The 17,981-nt window shown below is 66.6% G+C and carries 18 protein-coding genes and 1 tRNA gene; 18 read left to right on the top strand and 1 reads right to left on the bottom strand.

Annotated elements, in window-relative coordinates; all coding sequences use genetic code 11:
* Positions 1 to 41 precede the first annotated feature (41 nt).
* From accD to AC04MD_RS16855, 3 genes are all read left to right on the top strand, one after another.
* Positions 42 to 935 carry an acetyl-CoA carboxylase, carboxyltransferase subunit beta gene (gene accD / locus AC04MD_RS16865; protein ID WP_475498422.1) on the top strand — a complete coding sequence of 298 codons (894 nt, stop codon included), beginning with the start codon at positions 42 to 44 and terminating at the stop codon, positions 933 to 935.
* The gene (gene glmM, locus AC04MD_RS16860) at positions 932 to 2,281 is read left to right on the top strand and encodes a phosphoglucosamine mutase (protein ID WP_475498421.1); all 1,350 of its coding nucleotides are present in this window, start codon (positions 932 to 934) and stop codon (positions 2,279 to 2,281) included. The genes accD and glmM overlap by 4 nt, the downstream gene beginning before the upstream one ends.
* 74 nt (positions 2,282 to 2,355) lie before the next feature.
* Entirely contained in the window at positions 2,356 to 3,294 is a 939-nt protein-coding gene (locus AC04MD_RS16855; RefSeq protein ID WP_475498420.1) for an isopenicillin N synthase family dioxygenase, read from the top strand.
* 136 nt (positions 3,295 to 3,430) lie between these two features.
* Here AC04MD_RS16855 and AC04MD_RS16850 read toward each other — a convergent pair whose 3' ends face one another.
* Positions 3,431 to 4,243 (bottom strand): SDR family NAD(P)-dependent oxidoreductase, encoded by an 813-nt coding sequence (locus AC04MD_RS16850; protein ID WP_475498419.1) that lies wholly within the window; start codon positions 4,241 to 4,243, stop codon positions 3,431 to 3,433.
* Positions 4,244 to 4,351: 108 nt separating this feature from the next.
* On the opposite strand from AC04MD_RS16850, the gene tpiA reads away from it, so the two are divergent.
* The 15 genes from tpiA to nuoL all read left to right on the top strand — a co-directional run bounded on the left by tpiA (position 4,352) and on the right by nuoL (position 17,928).
* Entirely contained in the window at positions 4,352 to 5,110 is a 759-nt protein-coding gene (gene tpiA / locus AC04MD_RS16845; RefSeq protein WP_475498418.1) for a triose-phosphate isomerase, read from the top strand.
* Between the two features lie 57 nt (positions 5,111 to 5,167).
* Positions 5,168 to 5,605: a preprotein translocase subunit SecG gene (secG, locus tag AC04MD_RS16840; protein ID WP_475498417.1), complete on the top strand. Its 438-nt coding sequence runs from the start codon at positions 5,168 to 5,170 to the stop codon at positions 5,603 to 5,605.
* Positions 5,606 to 5,652: 47 nt separating this feature from the next.
* A tRNA-Leu gene (locus AC04MD_RS16835) sits at positions 5,653 to 5,737 on the top strand.
* A 302-nt stretch (positions 5,738 to 6,039) separates the two neighbouring features.
* Positions 6,040 to 6,396 carry an NADH-quinone oxidoreductase subunit A gene (locus AC04MD_RS16830; protein WP_055943822.1) on the top strand — a complete coding sequence of 119 codons (357 nt, stop codon included), beginning with the start codon at positions 6,040 to 6,042 and terminating at the stop codon, positions 6,394 to 6,396.
* Entirely contained in the window at positions 6,387 to 6,941 is a 555-nt protein-coding gene (locus AC04MD_RS16825; RefSeq protein ID WP_055943825.1) for a NuoB/complex I 20 kDa subunit family protein, read from the top strand. Before AC04MD_RS16830 ends, AC04MD_RS16825 begins: the two co-directional genes overlap by 10 nt.
* A 42-nt stretch (positions 6,942 to 6,983) precedes the next feature.
* Positions 6,984 to 7,709, top strand: coding sequence for an NADH-quinone oxidoreductase subunit C (locus AC04MD_RS16820; RefSeq protein ID WP_475498416.1), 726 nt, complete (start codon positions 6,984 to 6,986; stop codon positions 7,707 to 7,709).
* Positions 7,706 to 9,010 (top strand): NADH-quinone oxidoreductase subunit D, encoded by a 1,305-nt coding sequence (locus AC04MD_RS16815; RefSeq protein ID WP_475498415.1) that lies wholly within the window; start codon positions 7,706 to 7,708, stop codon positions 9,008 to 9,010. The genes AC04MD_RS16820 and AC04MD_RS16815 overlap by 4 nt, the downstream gene beginning before the upstream one ends.
* Complete coding sequence (gene nuoE, locus AC04MD_RS16810; RefSeq protein WP_475498414.1) at positions 9,007 to 9,534, top strand: NADH-quinone oxidoreductase subunit NuoE; 528 nt, start codon at positions 9,007 to 9,009, stop codon at positions 9,532 to 9,534. The genes AC04MD_RS16815 and nuoE overlap by 4 nt, the downstream gene beginning before the upstream one ends.
* Positions 9,535 to 9,538: 4 nt before the next feature.
* Positions 9,539 to 10,909: an NADH-quinone oxidoreductase subunit NuoF gene (nuoF, locus tag AC04MD_RS16805; RefSeq protein WP_475498413.1), complete on the top strand. Its 1,371-nt coding sequence runs from the start codon at positions 9,539 to 9,541 to the stop codon at positions 10,907 to 10,909.
* Positions 10,906 to 13,140 carry an NADH-quinone oxidoreductase subunit NuoG gene (gene nuoG / locus AC04MD_RS16800; protein ID WP_475498412.1) on the top strand — a complete coding sequence of 745 codons (2,235 nt, stop codon included), beginning with the start codon at positions 10,906 to 10,908 and terminating at the stop codon, positions 13,138 to 13,140. The genes nuoF and nuoG overlap by 4 nt, the downstream gene beginning before the upstream one ends.
* The gene (gene nuoH / locus AC04MD_RS16795; protein ID WP_475498411.1) at positions 13,137 to 14,228 is read left to right on the top strand and encodes an NADH-quinone oxidoreductase subunit NuoH; all 1,092 of its coding nucleotides are present in this window, start codon (positions 13,137 to 13,139) and stop codon (positions 14,226 to 14,228) included. The genes nuoG and nuoH overlap by 4 nt, the downstream gene beginning before the upstream one ends.
* Positions 14,229 to 14,231: 3 nt before the next feature.
* Positions 14,232 to 14,720 carry an NADH-quinone oxidoreductase subunit NuoI gene (nuoI, locus tag AC04MD_RS16790; protein ID WP_162108528.1) on the top strand — a complete coding sequence of 163 codons (489 nt, stop codon included), beginning with the start codon at positions 14,232 to 14,234 and terminating at the stop codon, positions 14,718 to 14,720.
* A 10-nt stretch (positions 14,721 to 14,730) separates the two neighbouring features.
* Positions 14,731 to 15,384 (top strand): NADH-quinone oxidoreductase subunit J, encoded by a 654-nt coding sequence (locus AC04MD_RS16785; RefSeq protein ID WP_475498410.1) that lies wholly within the window; start codon positions 14,731 to 14,733, stop codon positions 15,382 to 15,384.
* The gene (nuoK, locus tag AC04MD_RS16780; RefSeq protein WP_056881218.1) at positions 15,381 to 15,686 is read left to right on the top strand and encodes an NADH-quinone oxidoreductase subunit NuoK; all 306 of its coding nucleotides are present in this window, start codon (positions 15,381 to 15,383) and stop codon (positions 15,684 to 15,686) included. The genes AC04MD_RS16785 and nuoK overlap by 4 nt, the downstream gene beginning before the upstream one ends.
* A gap of 16 nt (positions 15,687 to 15,702) precedes the next feature.
* On the top strand, positions 15,703 to 17,928 hold the full coding sequence (nuoL, locus tag AC04MD_RS16775; RefSeq protein WP_475498409.1) for an NADH-quinone oxidoreductase subunit L: 2,226 nt from the start codon (positions 15,703 to 15,705) through the stop codon (positions 17,926 to 17,928).
* The last annotated feature ends 53 nt before the right edge of the window (positions 17,929 to 17,981 follow it).

Genomic DNA, 17,981 nt, shown 5'->3' with positions numbered 1-17,981 from the left:
CAACCATAAGGCCCCTCCCGGGGCAGGCAGCAAGACCACGCATGAGCTGGCTCAGCAAACTGATGCCGTCGGGCATCCGCACCGAGGGCAACGCGGGCAAGAGCAAACGCAGCGTCCCCGAGGGGCTGTGGGAAAAATGCGACCGCTGCGGCGCGGTGCTGTACCGGCCGGAGCTGGAGGAAAACCTGGAGGTCTGCCCGAAGTGCAGCTTCCACATGCCGATCCGCGCCCGCGCGCGCCTGGCGGCGCTGTTCGACCCGGGCAGTACCCGCGAGATCGGCGCCGCGCTGGGCCCGACCGACGTGCTGAAGTTCAAGGACCAGAAGAAGTACGCCGACCGCATCAAGGCCGCGCAGAAGAGCACCGGCGAGCGCGACGCGCTGATCACGCTGCAGGGCACGCTGAAGGGCCGCGACCTGGTCGCCAGTTCCTTCGACTTCGCCTACATGGGCGGCTCGATGGGCTCGGTGGTCGGCGAACGCTTCTCGCTGGGTGCGGAGAAGGCGCTGGAGATCGGTTCCCCCTTCGTATGCTTCTCCGCCAGCGGCGGCGCGCGCATGCAGGAAAGCCTGTTCTCGCTGATGCAGATGGCCAAGACTTCGGCGGCCCTGGGTCGCCTGCGCGAAGCCGGCCTGCCGTACATCTCGGTGATGACGCACCCGACCACCGGCGGCGTGTCGGCCAGCTTCGCCATGCTGGGCGACATCAACCTGGCCGAGCCGGAAGCGCTGATCGGCTTCGCTGGCCCGCGCGTGATCGAACAGACCGTGCGCGAGACGCTGCCGGAAGGTTTCCAGCGCTCGGAGTTCCTGCTGGCGCACGGCGCGGTCGACCAGATCTGCGACCGCCGCGAGATGCGTGACCGGCTGGCCGACCTGCTGGCGTTGATGATGCGACAGTCCAAGCCCGAGGACAGCGAACTGGTGACCGCATGAGCCGCACGTATTTCGGTACCGATGGCATCCGTGGCCGCGTCGGCACCAGCCCGATTTCCGCCGATTTCGTGCTCCGTCTCGGCAATGCGCTGGGTCGCGTGCTGTGCGAGAACGGCAGCGGTGCCCGCCCGGTGGTGGTGATCGGCAAGGACACGCGCATCTCCGGCTACATGTTCGAGGCCGCGCTGGAAGCGGGCCTGGTCGCCGCCGGCGCCGACGTGCAGCTGATGGGTCCGATGCCCACGCCCGCCGTCGCGTTCCTGACCCGCACGCTCGGCGCCGATGCCGGCATCGTGATCAGCGCGTCGCACAACCCGCATTACGACAACGGCATCAAGTTCTTCTCCGCCGAAGGCGAAAAACTAGACGACGCCACCGAAGCGGCCATCGAGGCTGCGCTGGATGGCGATTTCGTCACCGTGGAATCGGAGAAGCTCGGCAAGGCGATCCGCACGCGCGACGCGGTCGGCCGCTACATGGAATTCTGCAAGGCCAGCGTGCCGCGCCGCTTCGACCTGAAGGGATTGAAGCTGGTGCTGGACTGCGCGCATGGCGCGACGTACCACATCGCGCCGCTGCTGTTCCGCGAACTGGGTGCGGACGTGATCACCATCGGCGTGGAGCCGAACGGCATCAACATCAACGACGGTGTGGGGTCCATGCACATCGACAGCCTGGCCGCGAAAGTCCGCGAGACCGGCGCGCACCTGGGCATCGCCTTCGACGGCGACGGCGACCGCGTGCTGATGGCGGACGGGCAGGGCACGCCGGTGGACGGCGACCAGTTGATCTACCTGCTGGCCCGCGACTGGCAGGCGAGCGGGCGGCTGCGTGGCCCGGTGGTGGGCACGCTGATGACCAACTACGGCCTGGAGCGCGCGCTGGGCAAGCTCGAGATCCCGTTCGTCCGCACCAAGGTCGGCGACCGCTACGTGCATCAGGCGCTGGTCGAGGGCAATGCGGTGCTCGGCGGCGAAGCCTCGGGCCACCTGCTGTGCCTGGACCGCACGACCACCGGCGACGCGATCATTGCCGCGCTGCAGGTGCTGGAAGCGTTGAAACGCCGCAAGGTGACGCTGCGCGACGCGCTGGACGGCCTGTCGATGCTGCCGCAGAAGACCATCAACGTGAAGCTGTCCAATGGCGCCCGGCCGACCGAGGCCGCCAGCGTACAGGCGGCCCTGGCGCAGGCGCAGGCCGCGGTGTCCGGCCGTGGGCGCGCGTTCCTGCGTCCCTCCGGCACCGAGCCGGTGGTACGTGTCACCGTGGAAGCCGACGACGACGCCCTGGTCAGGAGCACGCTGGAAACACTGGCCGAGGCCGTGCGCGCCGCCGCCGTGGCTTGAGCCGGATCAATGAACCTCCGGCGCGGCGCTGGTCTGATGGCCTGCCGCGCCTTTTCCATGTTGGAGCAGACTGCATGAGTGCCCGTATCCCCACGCTGGACATCACCCGTTTCGATACCGACCGCGAGGCGTTCGTCGCCGAATTGGGCGCGGCGTACCGCGAATGGGGCTTCGCCGGCATCCGCAACCACGGCATCCCGCAGGCGCAGATCGATGCCGCCTACGACGTGTTCAAGCGTTTCTTCGCGCTGCCAGACGACGCCAAGAAGCGCTATCACGTGCCCGGCAGTGGCGGCGCGCGCGGCTATACCGCGTTCGGTGTCGAAACCGCGAAGGACTCCAAGCATTTCGACCTCAAGGAGTTCTGGCATATCGGCCGCGAGATCCCGGACGATTCCAAGTACCGCGACGTGATGCCGCCGAACCTGTGGCCGGACGAGGTGCCCGGTTTTCGCGAGCATGGCTACGGCCTTTACGAGGCACTGGACCAGTTGGGCTCGCGCGTGCTGTCGGCGCTGGCGCTGCACATCGGCCTGCCGGAGACCTATTTCGCCGACAAGACCGATTCCGGCAACTCGATCCTGCGGCCGATCCACTACCCGCCGATCACCGCCGACGACATCCCGAACGTGCGCGCCGGCGCGCACGAGGACATCAACCTGATCACGCTGCTGGTGGGCGCCAGCGCCGCCGGCCTGGAAGTGCGGTCGAAGCAGGGCGAGTGGGTGCCATTCACCTCGGACGCCGACACCATCGTGGTCAACATCGGCGACATGCTGCAGCGCCTGACCAACCACGTGTATCCGTCGACCACGCACCGGGTGACCAACCCGCCGGGCGAACAGGCACGCCAGCCGCGCTATTCGGTGCCGTTCTTCCTGCACCCGAACCCGGACTTCCTGATCGACGTGCTGCCCTCCACGATCACGGCGGATAATCCTAAGCGCTACCCCGAACCGATCACCGCGCAGGGCTACCTGGAAGAGCGTCTGCGCGAGATCAAGCTGAAATAACCGCTGCCTCTGTCTGTAGACACGGGCACGACGAGATTTACGGCGGGATCAAGGGAGAAGCATCGCGCCCAAGTGGCGCTCCTACAGAATCCAGGTTGTTTGTAGGAGCGGGCCATGCCCGCGATGCTTTCCTTCTTCAATCCAGCGGCCGCACCTTGCGCGAGTTGCGCGCCATCATCCCCAGCGCCACGCGGTGCGGCAGCAGTTTCACGATGGCGTGCATGAGCCGGTAGCGCCAGCCGGGCACCACCAGTACCTCGCCGCGTTCGCTGCCGTCGATGCCGGCGCGCGCCACATCCGCGGCCTGCAGCCACATCGTCGGCGACACCCGCATCCGTGCGCGGGTGCCGGTGACGTCGTGGAATTCCGAATAGGTGAAGCCCGGGCACAGCGCGGTGGCGTGCACGCCGCGATCCGCATTCTCCAGCGACAGGGCTTCGCTGAACTTCAGCAGGAAGCTCTTGGCGGGCGCGTACAGCGTCTGCCCATCGGCCGCCGGCATCAGCGCCGCGAACGAGGCGACATTGAGGATGCGACCCTGGCCCGATGCCCGGATCGATGGCAGCAGCCGCCAGGTCAGGTCGCAGACGCTGGTCACCATCACCTGCAGGAAGGCCGCATGGTCGGCCCAATCGCTGCTGCGGTAGCGGCCCGGCAGACCATAGCCGGCGTTGTTGACGAGGATGCGGACCGTCACGCCACGACGTTCCAGTTCGGCGACCAGCGCCGCAGGCGCGGCGGGATCGGCCAGGTCCGCCGCCACGATCTCCACCGGGACCAAGGCCTGCAGTTCCGTCGCCAATGCCTGCAGGCGGTCCGCGCGGCGGGCCGTCAGTACCAGTGGAACACCGCGCTTCGCATACTCCCGCGCGATCTGCTCGCCGATGCCGCTGGACGCGCCGGTGACGAGGGCATAGCCGTCGGAGGGAGCGGGGGAGGCGTCGGGCATGGCGGATCCTGAGCGGGTAATGGAATGCCGGCACGATAGCGCGGCCGGTAGGTGCGCCGGCCGACATCGGCTAGACTGCGCGCCCCGAACTGGACAGGAATTGGTCTTATGCGTCGCAAGCTCGTGGCCGGCAACTGGAAGCTCCATGGCACCCGCGGTTTCGCGACCGCACTGATGGACGAACTGGTCGCAGGCCTGCCGTTGGACGGTGTCGACCTGCTGATCCTGCCGCCGCTGCCCTACCTGGGCGAGCTGATCGAGGACTACGCCGACCGCGGCGTGGCCTTCGGCTCGCAGGATGTCAGCAGCAATGAGAAAGGCGCCTACACCGGTGAAGTCTGCGCGGCGATGCTGGTGGACGTGGGCGCGCGCTACGGCCTGGTCGGGCATTCCGAGCGCCGCCAGTACCACAACGAAAGCAGCGAACTGGTGGCCAGGAAGTTCGTGGCCGCGAAGAACGCCGGGCTGATTCCGGTGCTGTGCGTGGGCGAGACCGAGCAGCAGCGCAAGGATGGGCAGACCGAGTTCCGCATCCAGAAGCAACTGGACGCCGTGTTCGACCTGGCGGGCCCGCAGGCCTTCGATGGCGCCGTGGTCGCCTACGAGCCGGTTTGGGCCATCGGCACCGGCCTGACGGCCACGCCGGCCCAGGCCCAGGCCGTCCACGCGTTCATCCGTGGCGAAGTCGCCGCGCGCGATGCTAGAATCGCCGGCTCGCTGCCCCTCCTGTATGGCGGCAGCGTGAAGCCCGACAACGCCGCGGAACTGTTCTCGCAGCCCGATGTCGATGGAGGGCTGGTGGGCGGTGCTTCCCTGGTCGCCCGGGATTTTCTGGCCATCGCGCAGGCGGCGGCCGGTCGGGGGTGACCCCGGCACGACCGGTCCATCGGGGCCGGGCGACTCAACCGGTTGAGACTGATTCCGATGTGGATGTTGATCCTGAATGTGGTGTACGTGCTGGTGGCCATCGCCATCATCGCGCTGGTGCTGATGCAGCGCGGTTCCGGCGCCCAGGCGGGCTCCGGCTTCGGCGGCGGTGCGTCCGGTACGGTGTTCGGTGCGCGCGGCGCGTCCAACTTCCTGTCCAAGAGCACCAAGTGGCTGGCCATCGCGTTCTTCGGCATCAGCCTGTTCATGGCCTGGTACGCGACACATAGCGCGCGTCCGACCACGCAGCAGAACCTCGGCGTGATGTCCGAACTGCCGGCGGCACCGGCCGCGCCGGCGGGCGAACTGCCCAAGCCGTCGACCGTGCCGAGCACGCCGATCCAGCAGGCGCCCGCCGACAGCGTGCCGGCTGCACCGCAGGAAACGCCGCCGGCCACGGAAACGCCGCCGGTGACGCCGCCGCAGGGCGGCTGATCGCGGATACAATGGCGGCGCGCGCGGTGCGCCGCGCAGGTTTCAAAGCCCAGGTGGCGGAATTGGTAGACGCACTACCTTGAGGTGGTAGCGGCGAAAGTCGTAGGGGTTCGAGTCCCCTCTTGGGCACCAACACGGCGGGTCGGCGGCAACGTCGCTCCCGCATCGAAAAAACCCGCCTTCCGGCGGGTTTTTTCTTTTGCCGAGTGCGGTGATAAGCGCCGGTAATCGTTTACTAGCGAGTTCACAAACCGTTACAATCCCGCCGATTCATCGGGCGCCCGGTACGTGTTGCGGAAGGGCTCCCGTCGAAGATGGGCCCGGCGGTCGCGCCACGGGTCGTGCACGGCGTAGCCGGGCGCGGGCGATGCGAGCCCCATTCATGCCGTGCCGCGTCGTGCGCGCCGGCGGATAGGACAAGAAGAGACAAGCGAGTGCTGGCCAATTACCTGCCCACCCTGTTGTTCCTGATCGTCGCCACCGGCATCGGCATCGCGCTGATGGTGGCGGGTCGCTTCCTCGGTCCGCGTCGGCCCGACGCCCAGAAGCTGTCCCCGTACGAATGCGGCTTCGAGGCCTTCGAAGACGCGCGCATGAAGTTCGACGTGCGCTACTACCTGATCGCCATCCAGTTCATCGTGTTCGATCTGGAAATCATCTTCATTGTTCCGTGGACGCTGGTGTTCCAGGAACTGGGTCCGCGTGCGCTGGTCACGATGGGCCTGTTCGTGGGCATGCTGTTCCTCGGCTTCATTTACGTTTGGAAGAAGGGAGCGCTCGAATGGGAGTGATCCAGACCGTCGACCGTCTGATGAACAACCCGATCCCGGAAGGGCGGGTGGACGACATCCTGCGCCCCGAGGGCGACAACCCGCTGCTGGAAAAGGGCTACGTCACCACCAGCGTCGACGCGCTGATGAACTGGGCGCGCACCGGCTCGATGTGGCCGATGACGTTCGGCCTGGCCTGCTGCGCCGTCGAAATGATGCACGCCGGCACCTCGCGCCTCGACCTGGACCGCTACGGCGTGGTGTTCCGCCCGTCGCCGCGCCAGTCCGACGTGATGATCGTGGCCGGCACGCTGGTCAACAAGATGGCCCCGGCGCTGCGCAAGGTCTACGACCAGATGCCCGAGCCGAAGTGGGTCATCTCGATGGGCAGCTGCGCCAACGGTGGCGGCTACTACCACTACTCGTACTCGGTGGTGCGCGGTTGCGACCGCGTGGTGCCGGTGGACGTGTACGTGCCGGGTTGCCCGCCCACGGCCGAGGCGCTGGTGTACGGCATCCTGCAATTGCAGAAGAAGATCTGGCGCACGCAGACCATCGCGCGCTGATCCTCCTTTCCCCCGAATCCTTTCTAGAGCACGCCACGCCCCATGGCTGAGCAAGCTGCAAACTTCACCGACCAGCTGCGCGCCCGCTTCGCGGACGCCACGGTCAGCGTGGCCGAGCCGCGCGGCGAAATCACCCTGGAAGTGCCGTCCGCCTCGTGGCATGCGGTCTGCCTGGCGCTGCGCGACGAGTTCGCTTTCGAGCAGGCCGTCGACGTCAGCGGCGTGGACTACCTGGGCTATGGCAGTGCCGAGTGGGATACCGCCGACGTGTCGTCCGAGGGCTTCAGTCGCGGCGTCGAGGGCTTCGGGCCCGGCCGCTTCAATTGGGACCAGCGGCCGCGCGACGCCGCCCGCCCGAACCGCTTCGCCGTGGTCCTGCACCTGCTGTCTTACCAGTACAACCGCCGCGTGCGCGTGCGCTGCTTCGCGCCGGACGACGGTCTGCCGGTCGTGGCGTCGCTGTGCGATGTGTGGCCGGGCCTGAACTGGTTCGAGCGCGAGGCGTTCGACCTGTACGGCATCATCTTCGAAGGCCATCCGGACCTGCGTCGCATCCTGACCGACTATGGTTTCGTCGGCCATCCGTTCCGCAAGGACTTCCCGCTGATCGGCAACGTCGAAGTCCGCTACGACGAAGAGAAGAAGCGCGTGGTGTACGAGCCGGTCACCTCGGTCGAGCCGCGTGTCGGCGTGCCGCGCGTGATCCGCGACGACGCCCGCTACCAGACCGCCGCCGGCGAGCAGGCCGTGCGCGAGGGCAAGGCATGAGCAATCCGCAATCCGGCACCGCGTTCGCCAGCAATCCTGCCGAAGCCAGGCAGGAAATCCGCAACTACACGCTGAACTTCGGCCCCCAGCATCCGGCTGCGCACGGCGTGCTGCGCCTGATCCTGGAAATGGACGGCGAGACCATCGTGCGCGCCGATCCGCACGTCGGCCTGCTGCACCGGGGTACCGAGAAGCTGGCCGAGTCCAAGCCGTTCAACCAGTCGATCGGCTACATGGACCGCCTCGACTACGTGTCGATGATGTGCAACGAGCACGCCTACGTGCGCGCCATCGAAACCCTAATGGGCATCGAGGCGCCGGAGCGCGCGCAGTACATCCGCACGATGTACGACGAGATCACCCGCATCCTGAACCACCTGATGTGGATCGGCTCCAATGCGCTCGACCTCGGCGCGATGGCGGTGATGCTGTACGCCTTCCGTGAGCGCGAAGAGCTGATGGACTGCTACGAAGCGGTCAGCGGCGCGCGCATGCACGCGGCCTACTACCGGCCGGGTGGCGTCTACCGCGACCTGCCGGACCGTATGCCGAAGTACAAGGAATCGCCCTGGCGCAAGGGGAAGGCGCTGAAGCAGTTCAACCAGGCGCGCGAAGGCTCGCTGCTGGATTTCCTGGAAGACTTCACCAACGAATTCCCGAAGCGCGTCGACGAGTACGAGACGCTGCTGACCGACAACCGCATCTGGAAGCAGCGCACCGTCGGCATCGGCGTGGTCGCGCCGGAGCAGGCGCGCGCCTGGGGCATGACCGGCGCCATGCTGCGCGGCTCGGGCATCGCCTGGGACCTGCGCAAGAAGCAGCCGTATGCGAAGTACGACGTGGTCGACTTCGACATTCCCGTCGGCGTCAACGGCGACTGCTACGACCGTTACCTGGTCCGCGTCGCCGAGATGCGCCAGTCCAACCGCATCATCCAGCAGTGCGTGACCTGGCTAAAGGCCAACCCCGGCCCGGTCATGGTGCAGAACTTCAAGGTCGCGCCGCCCTCCCGCGAGGAGATGAAGGACGACATGGAAGCGCTGATCCACCACTTCAAGCTCTTCAGCGAAGGCTATTGCGTGCCGGCCGGCGAGACCTACGCCGCGGTCGAGGCGCCGAAGGGCGAGTTCGGCTGCTACCTGGTGTCCGACGGCGCCAACAAGCCGTTCCGCGTGAAGCTGCGCGCGCCGGGCTTCGCGCACCTGTCCTCGATGGACGAGATCGTGCGCGGCCACATGCTCCCCGACGTCGTCGCGATGATCGGTACTTATGACTTGGTATTTGGTGAGGTGGACCGATGAGGGCCACGGGTAATTTCGAAGCGGCGCAGAACGTCGATCCGCTGGTGGCGTTGAGCGACAGGACGCGCGCGCACATCGATCATTGGCTGACCAAGTTCCCGCCGGACCGCAAGCGTTCCGCGGTGCTGCAGGGCCTGCACGCCGCGCAGGAGCAGAACGAGGGTTGGCTGACCGACGAACTGATCGCTGCCGTCGCCAAGTACCTCGACCTGCCGCCGGTGTGGGCGTACGAAGTCGCCAGCTTCTACTCGATGTTCGAGACCGAGAAGGTCGGCCGCAACAACGTCGCCTTCTGCACCAACATCAGCTGCTGGCTCAACGGCGCCGAAGGCTTGGTCGCGCACGCCGAGAAGAAGCTCGGCTGCAAGCTGGGCGAATCCACCGCCGACGGCCGCGTGTACCTGAAGCGCGAAGAAGAATGCGTGGCCGCCTGCTGCGGCGCGCCGGTCGTGGTCATCAACGGCCACTACCACGAGAAGCTGACGCCGGCGAAGGTCGACGAGCTGCTGGACGGGCTGGAGTAAGCGCATGGCAGGCCACTCACACTACTCAGAGGGCTACGGCCCGGTCGGCCCCGCTCCCAAGGAGCACCAGGCCGTCTACACCACGCTGCATTTCGACAAGCCGTGGTCGTATGAGAACTACCTGAAGACCGGCGGTTACGCCGCGCTGCGCCGGATCATCGAAGAGAATATCCCGCCGGCCGACGTCGTCGAGATGGTCAAGCAGTCCGGCCTGCGCGGCCGCGGCGGCGCGGGCTTCCCCACCGGCCTGAAGTGGAGCTTCATGCCCAAGGGCGACATGCAGAAGTACATCCTCTGCAACTCGGACGAATCCGAGCCCGGCACCGCCAAGGACCGCGACATCCTGCGCTACAACCCGCATGCGGTGATCGAGGGCATGGCGATCGCCTGCTACGCCACCGGTTCGACCGTGGGCTACAACTACCTGCGCGGCGAGTTCCACCACGAACCGTTCGAGCACCTGGAAGAAGCCACCGCCGAGGCCTACAAGCACGGCTGGCTGGGCAAGAACATCCTCGGCTCCGGCGTGGACATCGACCTGTACAACGCGCTGGGCGCGGGCGCCTACATCTGCGGCGAAGAAACCGCGCTGATGGAGTCGCTGGAGGGCAAGAAGGGCCAACCGCGCTTCAAGCCGCCGTTCCCGGCCAACTTCGGCCTGTACGGCAAGCCGACCACGATCAACAACACCGAAACCTACGCGTCGGTGCCGGCGATCGTGCGCAACGGCGCCGAGTGGTTCATGAACCTCGGCAAGCCCAACAACGGCGGCTGCAAGATCTTCTCGGTCTCCGGCCACGTCGCGAATCCGGGCAACCACGAGATCCGCCTGGGCACGTCGTTCGCCGACCTGCTCGCGCTGTGCGGCGGCATGCGCGAAGGCCGCACGCTCAAGGCCGTGATCCCGGGCGGCTCCTCGATGCCGGTGCTGCCGGGCGAGGTGATGATGGGCCTGACCATGGACTACGACAGCATCCAGAAGGCCGGCTCCGGCCTGGGCTCGGGCGCCGTCGTCGTCATGGACGACACCACCTGCATGGTGCGTGCCTGCCAGCGCATCGCGCGCTTCTACTACAAGGAAAGCTGCGGCCAGTGCACGCCATGCCGCGAAGGCACGGGCTGGATGTACCGCATGCTGACCCGCGTCGCCGAGCACAAGGCCACGATCGAAGACCTGCAGACGCTGCGCGCCGCCGCCGGCCAGATCGAGGGCCACACCATCTGCGCGTTCGGCGAAGCCGCCGCGTGGCCGGTGCAGGGCATGCTGCGCCACTTCTGGCACGAATTCGAATACGCGATCGTCAACAAGCGCTTCCTCGTCGACGACGAGCGCGACGGCACGGTGGTCCGTTCCAACCTGGAGGTGGCCGCGTGAGTGCGCAGCCCGTGAATCCCAACCTTCCGCCGGACCACGTCACCGTCTTCATCGACGGGCAGGAGTTGGCCGCGCCCAAGGGTTCGATGATCATCCAGGCCGCCGACAAGGCCGGCATCCCGATCCCGCGCTTCTGCTACCACGAGAAGCTGCCGATCGCGGCCAACTGCCGCATGTGCCTGGTCGAAGTCGAGAAGATGCCGAAGCCGGCGCCGGCCTGCGCCACGCCGGTGATGGACGGCATGAAGATCGCCACGCGCAGCGACAAGGCATTGAAGTCGCAGCGCAACGTGATGGAATTCCTGCTGATCAACCATCCGCTGGACTGCCCGATCTGCGACCAGGGCGGCGAGTGCGAGCTGCAGGACCTGTCGCTGGGTTATGGCCGTTCGGTCAGCCGTTTCCAGGAACGCAAGCGCGTGGTGCCGGACGAGGACATCGGTCCGCTGGTCGCCACCGAGATGACCCGCTGCATCCAGTGCACGCGCTGCGTGCGCTTCACCGCGGACGTCGCCGGCACCTACGAGCTGGGCGGCATGTACCGCGGCGAGAACCTGCAGATCGGCACCTACGACGGCAAGCCGCTGACCACCGAGATCTCCGGCAACGTCATCGACGTGTGCCCGGTCGGTGCGCTGACCAACAAGGTGTTCCAGTTCCGCGCGCGTCCGTGGGAACTGATCGCGCGCGAGTCCGTCGGTTTCCACGACGCGATGGGCTCGAACGTGTTCTACCACTCGCGCCGTGGCCAGGTGCTGCGCACCGTGCCGCGCGAGAACGAGGCGGTCAACGAGTGCTGGCTGTCGGATCGCGACCGCTATTCGCACCAGGGCCTGTACGCCGACGACCGCGCGGTGAAGCCGCTGCAGAAGGTCGGCGGTGAGTGGCGCGAAGTGTCCTGGGCCGAAGGCCTGGTCGCTGCCGCCGAGATCCTGCGCGCCAGCCGCGGCGACAGCCTCGGCGTGCTGGTGCACCCGGCGGTGTCGAACGAGGAGGGCGGCCTGCTGGCGAAGCTGGCCGGCGGCCTCGGTACCGGCAACCTGGACCACCGCATCAACAGCCGCGACTTCTCCGACGGCGCCGTCGCGGAGCCTTTCGCACTGCCGCTGGCGGAGATCGAGCAGGCCGATGTCATCGTGCTGTTCGGCACCAACCTGCGCCACGAGCTGCCGCTGCTGCACCAGCGCATCCGCAAGGCCGTCCGCAAAGGCGCCAAGGTGCACGTGGTCAATCCGGTCGACTTCGACTTTGCCTTCGGCATCGCGGGCAAGCACATCGTCGCGCCGTCCAAGCTCGGTGATGCCTTGAACGACGCTGCGCTGCGCGACGTCGCCAAGGCCGCGAATCGCGCCGTCGTGATCGTCGGTGGCATCGTGGAGAACCATCCGCAGGCCGCCGCGCTGCGCGCCGCTGCTGCGGATTTCGCAGGCGCGACCGATGCCTCGCTGTGCCGCATTCCGCAGGGTGCGAACGCGGTTGGCCTGGCCCGCCGCGGCGTGCTGCCGACCGGTCGCGACGTGGCCGGCATGTTCGCCGAGCCGCGCAGCGCCTATGTGATCTACGGCATCGAGCCGGGCCTGGACTTCGCCGACACGCCGGCCGCGTCGCGCGCGCTGGCTTCGGCCAAGGTGGTGGCGTTCAGCCACTTCGCCTGCAAGTCCACGCGCGATGTGGCCGACGTGATCCTGCCGATCGGCCTGTTGCCGGAAATCGACGCCACGCTGACCAACCTGGATGGCAAGGATCAGCGCACGCAGGCCGCCGGCAAGCTGCCGGGCGAGGCGCGCGAGGGCTGGAAGGTGCTGCGTGCCCTCGGTGGCGAATTGCAGCTGGCCGGTTTCGAGTTCACCGATATCGCCGGTGCGCGTGCGGCCATCGCCGACGCCAGGACGGTCGCTGTGACGAAGTCCGCCGCGCCGGTCGCCACCTCCGAAGGCCTGGAGCTGGCCGTCACCGCGGCGATCTACCGCACCGACGGTACCGTCCGCCGCGCGGAGGCGCTGCAGGCGCATCCGCTGAACGTGGGCGACCGCATCGTGCTGAATCCCGCCGACGCGCAGGCCGCCGGCGTGGCCGAAGGGCAGGTGGCCAAGGTCGGCAACGGCATCGGCACGGCCGCATTGCCGGTGGTGGTGGATGCCCGCGTCGCCGCAGGCGTCGCCTGGATCGAGAGCGGCTACGGAGCCACGGCACCGCTGGGCGCCGGACGTGTCACGGTGGTGAGCGCATGAACGAATTGCTGATCAACGCGGTCGGCCCGCTGCGCGAGTGGTTCTTCGGATTGGGCGACATCGGCATGATCCTGTGGATCGTGCTGAAGATCCTGGCCATCGCCATGCCGGTGATCATCTCGGTCGCGTTCTACGTGGTGTGGGAGCGCAAGCTGATCGGCTGGATGCATGTGCGCCACGGGCCCATGTACGTGGGCATGGGCATCTTCCAGGCCTTCGCCGACGTCTTCAAGCTGCTGTTCAAGGAGATCATCCAGCCCAGCAGCGCGCAGAAGACGATGTACATCCTGGCGCCGCTGATCACGCTGGCGCCGGCGTTCGCCGCCTGGGCGGTGGTGCCGTTCGACTATCAACTGGTGCTGTCGAACGCCAATGCCGGCCTGCTGTACCTGCTGGCGATGACCTCGCTGGGCGTGTACGGCATCATCATCGCCGGCTGGGCGTCGAACTCGAAGTACGCCTTCCTCGGCGCGATGCGTTCCGCCGCGCAGGTGGTCAGCTACGAGATCGCGATGGGCTTCGCGCTGGTCGGCGTGCTGATCGCCGCCGGCAGCCTCAACCTGACCGACATCGTGATGGCGCAGGCGGGCGACTCGGGCTTCTTCGAGTGGTTCTGGCTGCCGCTGTTCCCGCTGTTCATCGTGTACTGGGTGTCCGGCGTCGCCGAGACCAACCGCTCGCCGTTCGACGTGGTGGAAGGCGAATCGGAAATCGTCGCCGGCCACATGGTCGAGTATTCGGGTGCGGCGTTCGCGCTGTTCTTCCTGGCCGAATACGCCAACATGATCCTGGTCAGCTTCCTGGTGTCGCTGTTCTTCCTCGGCGGCTGGCTGAGCCCGCTGCAGGGCTGGATCACCGCCGACGTGTCGCCGTGGATCAACTGGATCTGGACCGGCGGCTGGCCATGGCTGCTGCTGAAGGTGCTGTTCTTCGCCAGCGCCTACATCTGGTTCCGCGCCAGCTTCCCGCGTTACCGCTACGACCAGATCATGCGCCTGGGCTGGAAGGTGTTCATCCCGCTCACGATCTTCTGGATCGCGGTGACGGCGTTGCTGGTGTTCTTCGGCGTGTTCGAGAAGGGTGTGTAAGACATGAGCAAGGTTGTGCACTACTTCAAGAGCCTGATGCTGCTGGAGCTGCTCCAGGGCCTGTGGCTGACGCTGAAGTACACCTTCAAGCCGAAGTACACGTTGATGTACCCGATGGAGAAGTTCCCGCAGTCGCCGCGCTTCCGCGGCCTGCACGCGCTGCGCCGCTATCCGAATGGCGAAGAGCGTTGCATCGCCTGCAAGCTGTGCGAGGCCGTGTGCCCGGCGCTGGCGATCACCATCGACTCGGCCCCCCGCGAGGACGGCACCCGCCGCACCACGCGCTACGACATCGACCTGTTCAAGTGCATCTACTGCGGCTTCTGCGAAGAGAGCTGCCCGGTGGACTCGATCGTGGAAACGCACGTGCTGGAGTACCACTTCGACAAGCGCGGGCAGAACATCGTCACCAAGCCGCAGCTGCTGGCGATCGGCGACCGGCTGGAAGCCGAGATCGCCGAGCGCCGCGCCGCCGACGCCGCCTTCCGCTGAGGTCCGAAGAATGGATTGGGTCCTGACCAGTTTCTACGCGTTCGCTGCCGTCGCGGTCATCGCCGCCGGCGCGGTGATCAGCGTGCGCAACCCGGTGCATGCCGTGCTGTGCCTCATCCTGACGTTCTTCTCGGTGGCCTGCATCTGGCTGCTGGTGGGCGCGGAGTTCCTCGGCGTGGCGCTGATCCTCGTCTACGTCGGCGCGGTGATGGTGCTGTTCCTGTTCGTGGTGATGATGCTCGACATCGATGTCGATGCGTTGCGCGAGGGCTGGGTGAAGTTCCTGCCGGTCGGCCTGCTGGTCGCGGTGGTCATGCTGGCGCAGATGCTGGTGCTGATCGGTATCAAGGCGCGCAGCGCGGTGCCGTTCCCGGACAACGCAGCCTCGGCCGCCGCCGACGTGTCGAACACCGCCTGGCTGGCGCGCACGCTGTTCACCGAGTTCCTGCTGCCGTTCGAGTTCGCCGCCGTCATCCTCACCGTGGCCGTGGTGGCCGCCGTGATGCTGACGCTGCGCAAGCGCACCGGCATCAAGACGCAGGACCCGGGCGAGCAGTCGCGGGTCAAGGCGCGCGACCGTATCCGCATGGTGTCGATGCCGGCCGAGAAGCCGGTGCGCGACGTGCCGGCCAGCGAGCCGGCGGAAGGGGAGGGCAAGGCATGATTTCCGTAGGCCACCTGCTGGCGCTCGGCGCCGTGCTGTTCTGCATCAGCCTGGCCGGCATCTTCCTCAACCGGAAGAACGTCATCGTGCTGCTGATGTCGATCGAACTGATGCTGCTGTCGGTGAACATCAACTTCGTCGCGTTCTCGCGCGAACTGGGCGATGCGGCCGGCCAGATCTTCGTCTTCTTCATCCTGACCGTGGCCGCGGCCGAGGCCGCCATCGGCCTGGCGATCCTGGTCACCCTGTTCCGCACCCGGCGCACGATCAACGTGGCCGAAGTCGATACGCTCAAAGGCTGATGCACCGATGACCGGTATGGAAGTCCTCCTCTCCAAGAACGTGCTGCTGGCCATCGTGCTGGCGCCGCTGCTGGGCAGCATCATCGCCGGCCTGTTCGGACGCATCGTCGGCCGCGCGGGCGCCCACACCGCGACGATCCTGGGCGTGGCCACCAGCTGCGCGCTGTCGTGCTGGGTCCTGTACCAGCTGGTGTCGCTGGGCGCGTCTCCGTTCAACGAGAATCTGTATACGTTCTTCGAGGTCGGCAACTACGCCGGCCACGTCGGTTTCATGATCGACAAGCTGACCGCGATGATGATGGTCGTGGTGACCTTCGTGTCGCTGCTGGTGCACCTCTACACGATCGGCTACATGGCCGAGGACCCCGGCTACCAGCGCTTCTTCAGCTACATCTCGCTGTTCACCTTCAGCATGCTGATGCTGGTGATGAGCAACAATTTCCTGCAGCTGTTCTTCGGCTGGGAAGCGGTGGGCCTGGTGTCGTACCTGCTGATCGGCTTCTGGTTCAAGCGCCCCACGGCGATCTTTGCCAACATGAAGGCGTTCCTGGTGAACCGCGTCGGAGACTTCGGCTTCCTGCTGGGCATCGGCTGCGTGCTGCTGATGTTCGGCACGCTGGACTACGCCACGGTGTTCGCCAACGCCTCGCTGCTGGCCGGCAAGGCGATCCCGGTCTGGTCGGGCGCAGTAACCGTGTTCGGCAATACGTTCCAGCTGCTGGACGCGCCCGTCATCTGGTCGATGGCCACGCTGACCTGCATCTGCCTGTTCATCGGCGCCATGGGCAAGTCGGCGCAGGTGCCGCTGCACGTGTGGCTGCCGGACTCGATGGAAGGCCCGACCCCGATCTCGGCGCTGATCCATGCGGCGACGATGGTGACCGCCGGCATCTTCATGGTGGCGCGCATGTCGCCGCTGTTCGAGCTGTCGCAGACGGCACTGGACTTCGTGCTGTTCATCGGTGCGACGACGGCGCTGTTCACCGGCCTGATCGGCATCGTGCAGAACGACATCAAGCGCGTGGTCGCGTACTCCACGCTGTCGCAGCTGGGCTACATGACGGTGGCGCTGGGTGTGTCCGCGTACTCGGCGGCGGTATTCCACCTGATGACGCACGCGTTCTTCAAGGCGCTGCTGTTCCTGGCGGCGGGCTCGGTCATCATCGGCATGCACCACGAGCAGGACATGCGGAAGATGGGTGGCCTGCGCAAGTACATGCCCATCACCTGGATCACCAGCCTGATCGGCACGCTGGCGCTGGTCGGTACGCCGTTCTTCTCGGGTTTCTTCTCGAAGGACATCATTATCGAGGCGGCGCACCACCATCAGGAGGTCGCGCGCGAAGCGGCGCATGGTGCAGCCGAGATGGGCATGATGGCGGTGCAGCAGGGCGTGTCCAACGATCCGAGCGCCTGGATTGCGACTTACGGCTACTGGGCCGTGCTCCTCGGCGTGTTTGTGACCAGCTTCTACAGCTTCCGCCTGCTCTACCTGACCTTCCACGGGAAGGAGCGCTTCCGTGATGCGCATGCCGACCATGGGCATGGCCACGACGCACACCATGACGCCGCGCATGACGATCATGGTCACCACGGCGCTCATGAACCGCACGAGTCACCCTGGGTGGTGACGGTGCCGCTGGTGCTGTTGGCGATCCCGTCGGTCCTCGTCGGCATGTTCACCGCAGGCCCGATGCTGTTCGGCACGAGCTGGAATGATGCGGAGATCCTGGTGACGCCGTTCTTCCAGGGCGCGATCGACTTCGTCCGCAACGACCCGACACAGGCGGTGTCCTCGCGGGACACGGTCATGGCGCTGATCAGCCACTGGCATGGCGCCGTCGATTTTGCGCTGCACAGCTACAAGACCATTCCGCTGTATCTGGCATTGGGGGGCTTCGCGCTGGCGACGCTTCTGTACCTGGTGTTCCCGGACGTTCCCGGCAGGATCCGCCACAGCAAGGTCGGCGCCTTCCTGACCAATATCCTGGACAAGAAGTACTGGGCCGACCATCTGTGGATCAACGGCTTCGCCGGTGGCGGCGTGAAGCTGGGCCAGGTGTCGCGCGCGATCGACAGCCACGTGATCGACGGCGCCGCAGTGAACGGCACGGCGAAGCTGGTGGACCTGGGCTCGCAGCTCCTGCGCAAGACCCAGTCCGGCTACCTGTACCACTACGCGTTCGCGATGATCATCGGCCTGATCCTGCTGTTGGGCGTCGTCATCAAGTTTTGGCAGTAACGACCTGGCGCCGCTCCGCGGACGCCCTGGCGAAGAACTCAACGGATAAAACA

Source organism: Pseudoxanthomonas sp. LjRoot206, from assembly GCF_056175725.1.
This window is presented reverse-complemented; position numbering and strand designations above follow the sequence as displayed.

Excerpts from the sequence above, each read along its gene's own strand:
- nuoI (WP_162108528.1), top strand. The coding sequence starts at position 14,232 with ATGAGCAAGGTTGTGCACTACTTCAAGAGCCTGATGCTGCTGGAGCTG.
- glmM (WP_475498421.1), top strand. The coding sequence starts at position 932 with ATGAGCCGCACGTATTTCGGTACCGATGGCATCCGTGGCCGCGTCGGC.
- AC04MD_RS16785 (WP_475498410.1), top strand. The coding sequence starts at position 14,731 with ATGGATTGGGTCCTGACCAGTTTCTACGCGTTCGCTGCCGTCGCGGTC.
- tpiA (WP_475498418.1), top strand. The coding sequence starts at position 4,352 with ATGCGTCGCAAGCTCGTGGCCGGCAACTGGAAGCTCCATGGCACCCGC.
- nuoH (WP_475498411.1), top strand. The coding sequence starts at position 13,137 with ATGAACGAATTGCTGATCAACGCGGTCGGCCCGCTGCGCGAGTGGTTC.
- AC04MD_RS16820 (WP_475498416.1), top strand. The coding sequence starts at position 6,984 with ATGGCTGAGCAAGCTGCAAACTTCACCGACCAGCTGCGCGCCCGCTTC.
- secG (WP_475498417.1), top strand. The coding sequence starts at position 5,168 with ATGTGGATGTTGATCCTGAATGTGGTGTACGTGCTGGTGGCCATCGCC.
- AC04MD_RS16855 (WP_475498420.1), top strand. The coding sequence starts at position 2,356 with ATGAGTGCCCGTATCCCCACGCTGGACATCACCCGTTTCGATACCGAC.
- accD (WP_475498422.1), top strand. The coding sequence starts at position 42 with ATGAGCTGGCTCAGCAAACTGATGCCGTCGGGCATCCGCACCGAGGGC.
- AC04MD_RS16815 (WP_475498415.1), top strand. The coding sequence starts at position 7,706 with ATGAGCAATCCGCAATCCGGCACCGCGTTCGCCAGCAATCCTGCCGAA.
- AC04MD_RS16850 (WP_475498419.1), bottom strand. The coding sequence starts at position 4,243 with ATGCCCGACGCCTCCCCCGCTCCCTCCGACGGCTATGCCCTCGTCACC.
- nuoK (WP_056881218.1), top strand. The coding sequence starts at position 15,381 with ATGATTTCCGTAGGCCACCTGCTGGCGCTCGGCGCCGTGCTGTTCTGC.
- nuoE (WP_475498414.1), top strand. The coding sequence starts at position 9,007 with ATGAGGGCCACGGGTAATTTCGAAGCGGCGCAGAACGTCGATCCGCTG.
- AC04MD_RS16825 (WP_055943825.1), top strand. The coding sequence starts at position 6,387 with ATGGGAGTGATCCAGACCGTCGACCGTCTGATGAACAACCCGATCCCG.
- nuoL (WP_475498409.1), top strand. The coding sequence starts at position 15,703 with ATGGAAGTCCTCCTCTCCAAGAACGTGCTGCTGGCCATCGTGCTGGCG.
- nuoF (WP_475498413.1), top strand. The coding sequence starts at position 9,539 with ATGGCAGGCCACTCACACTACTCAGAGGGCTACGGCCCGGTCGGCCCC.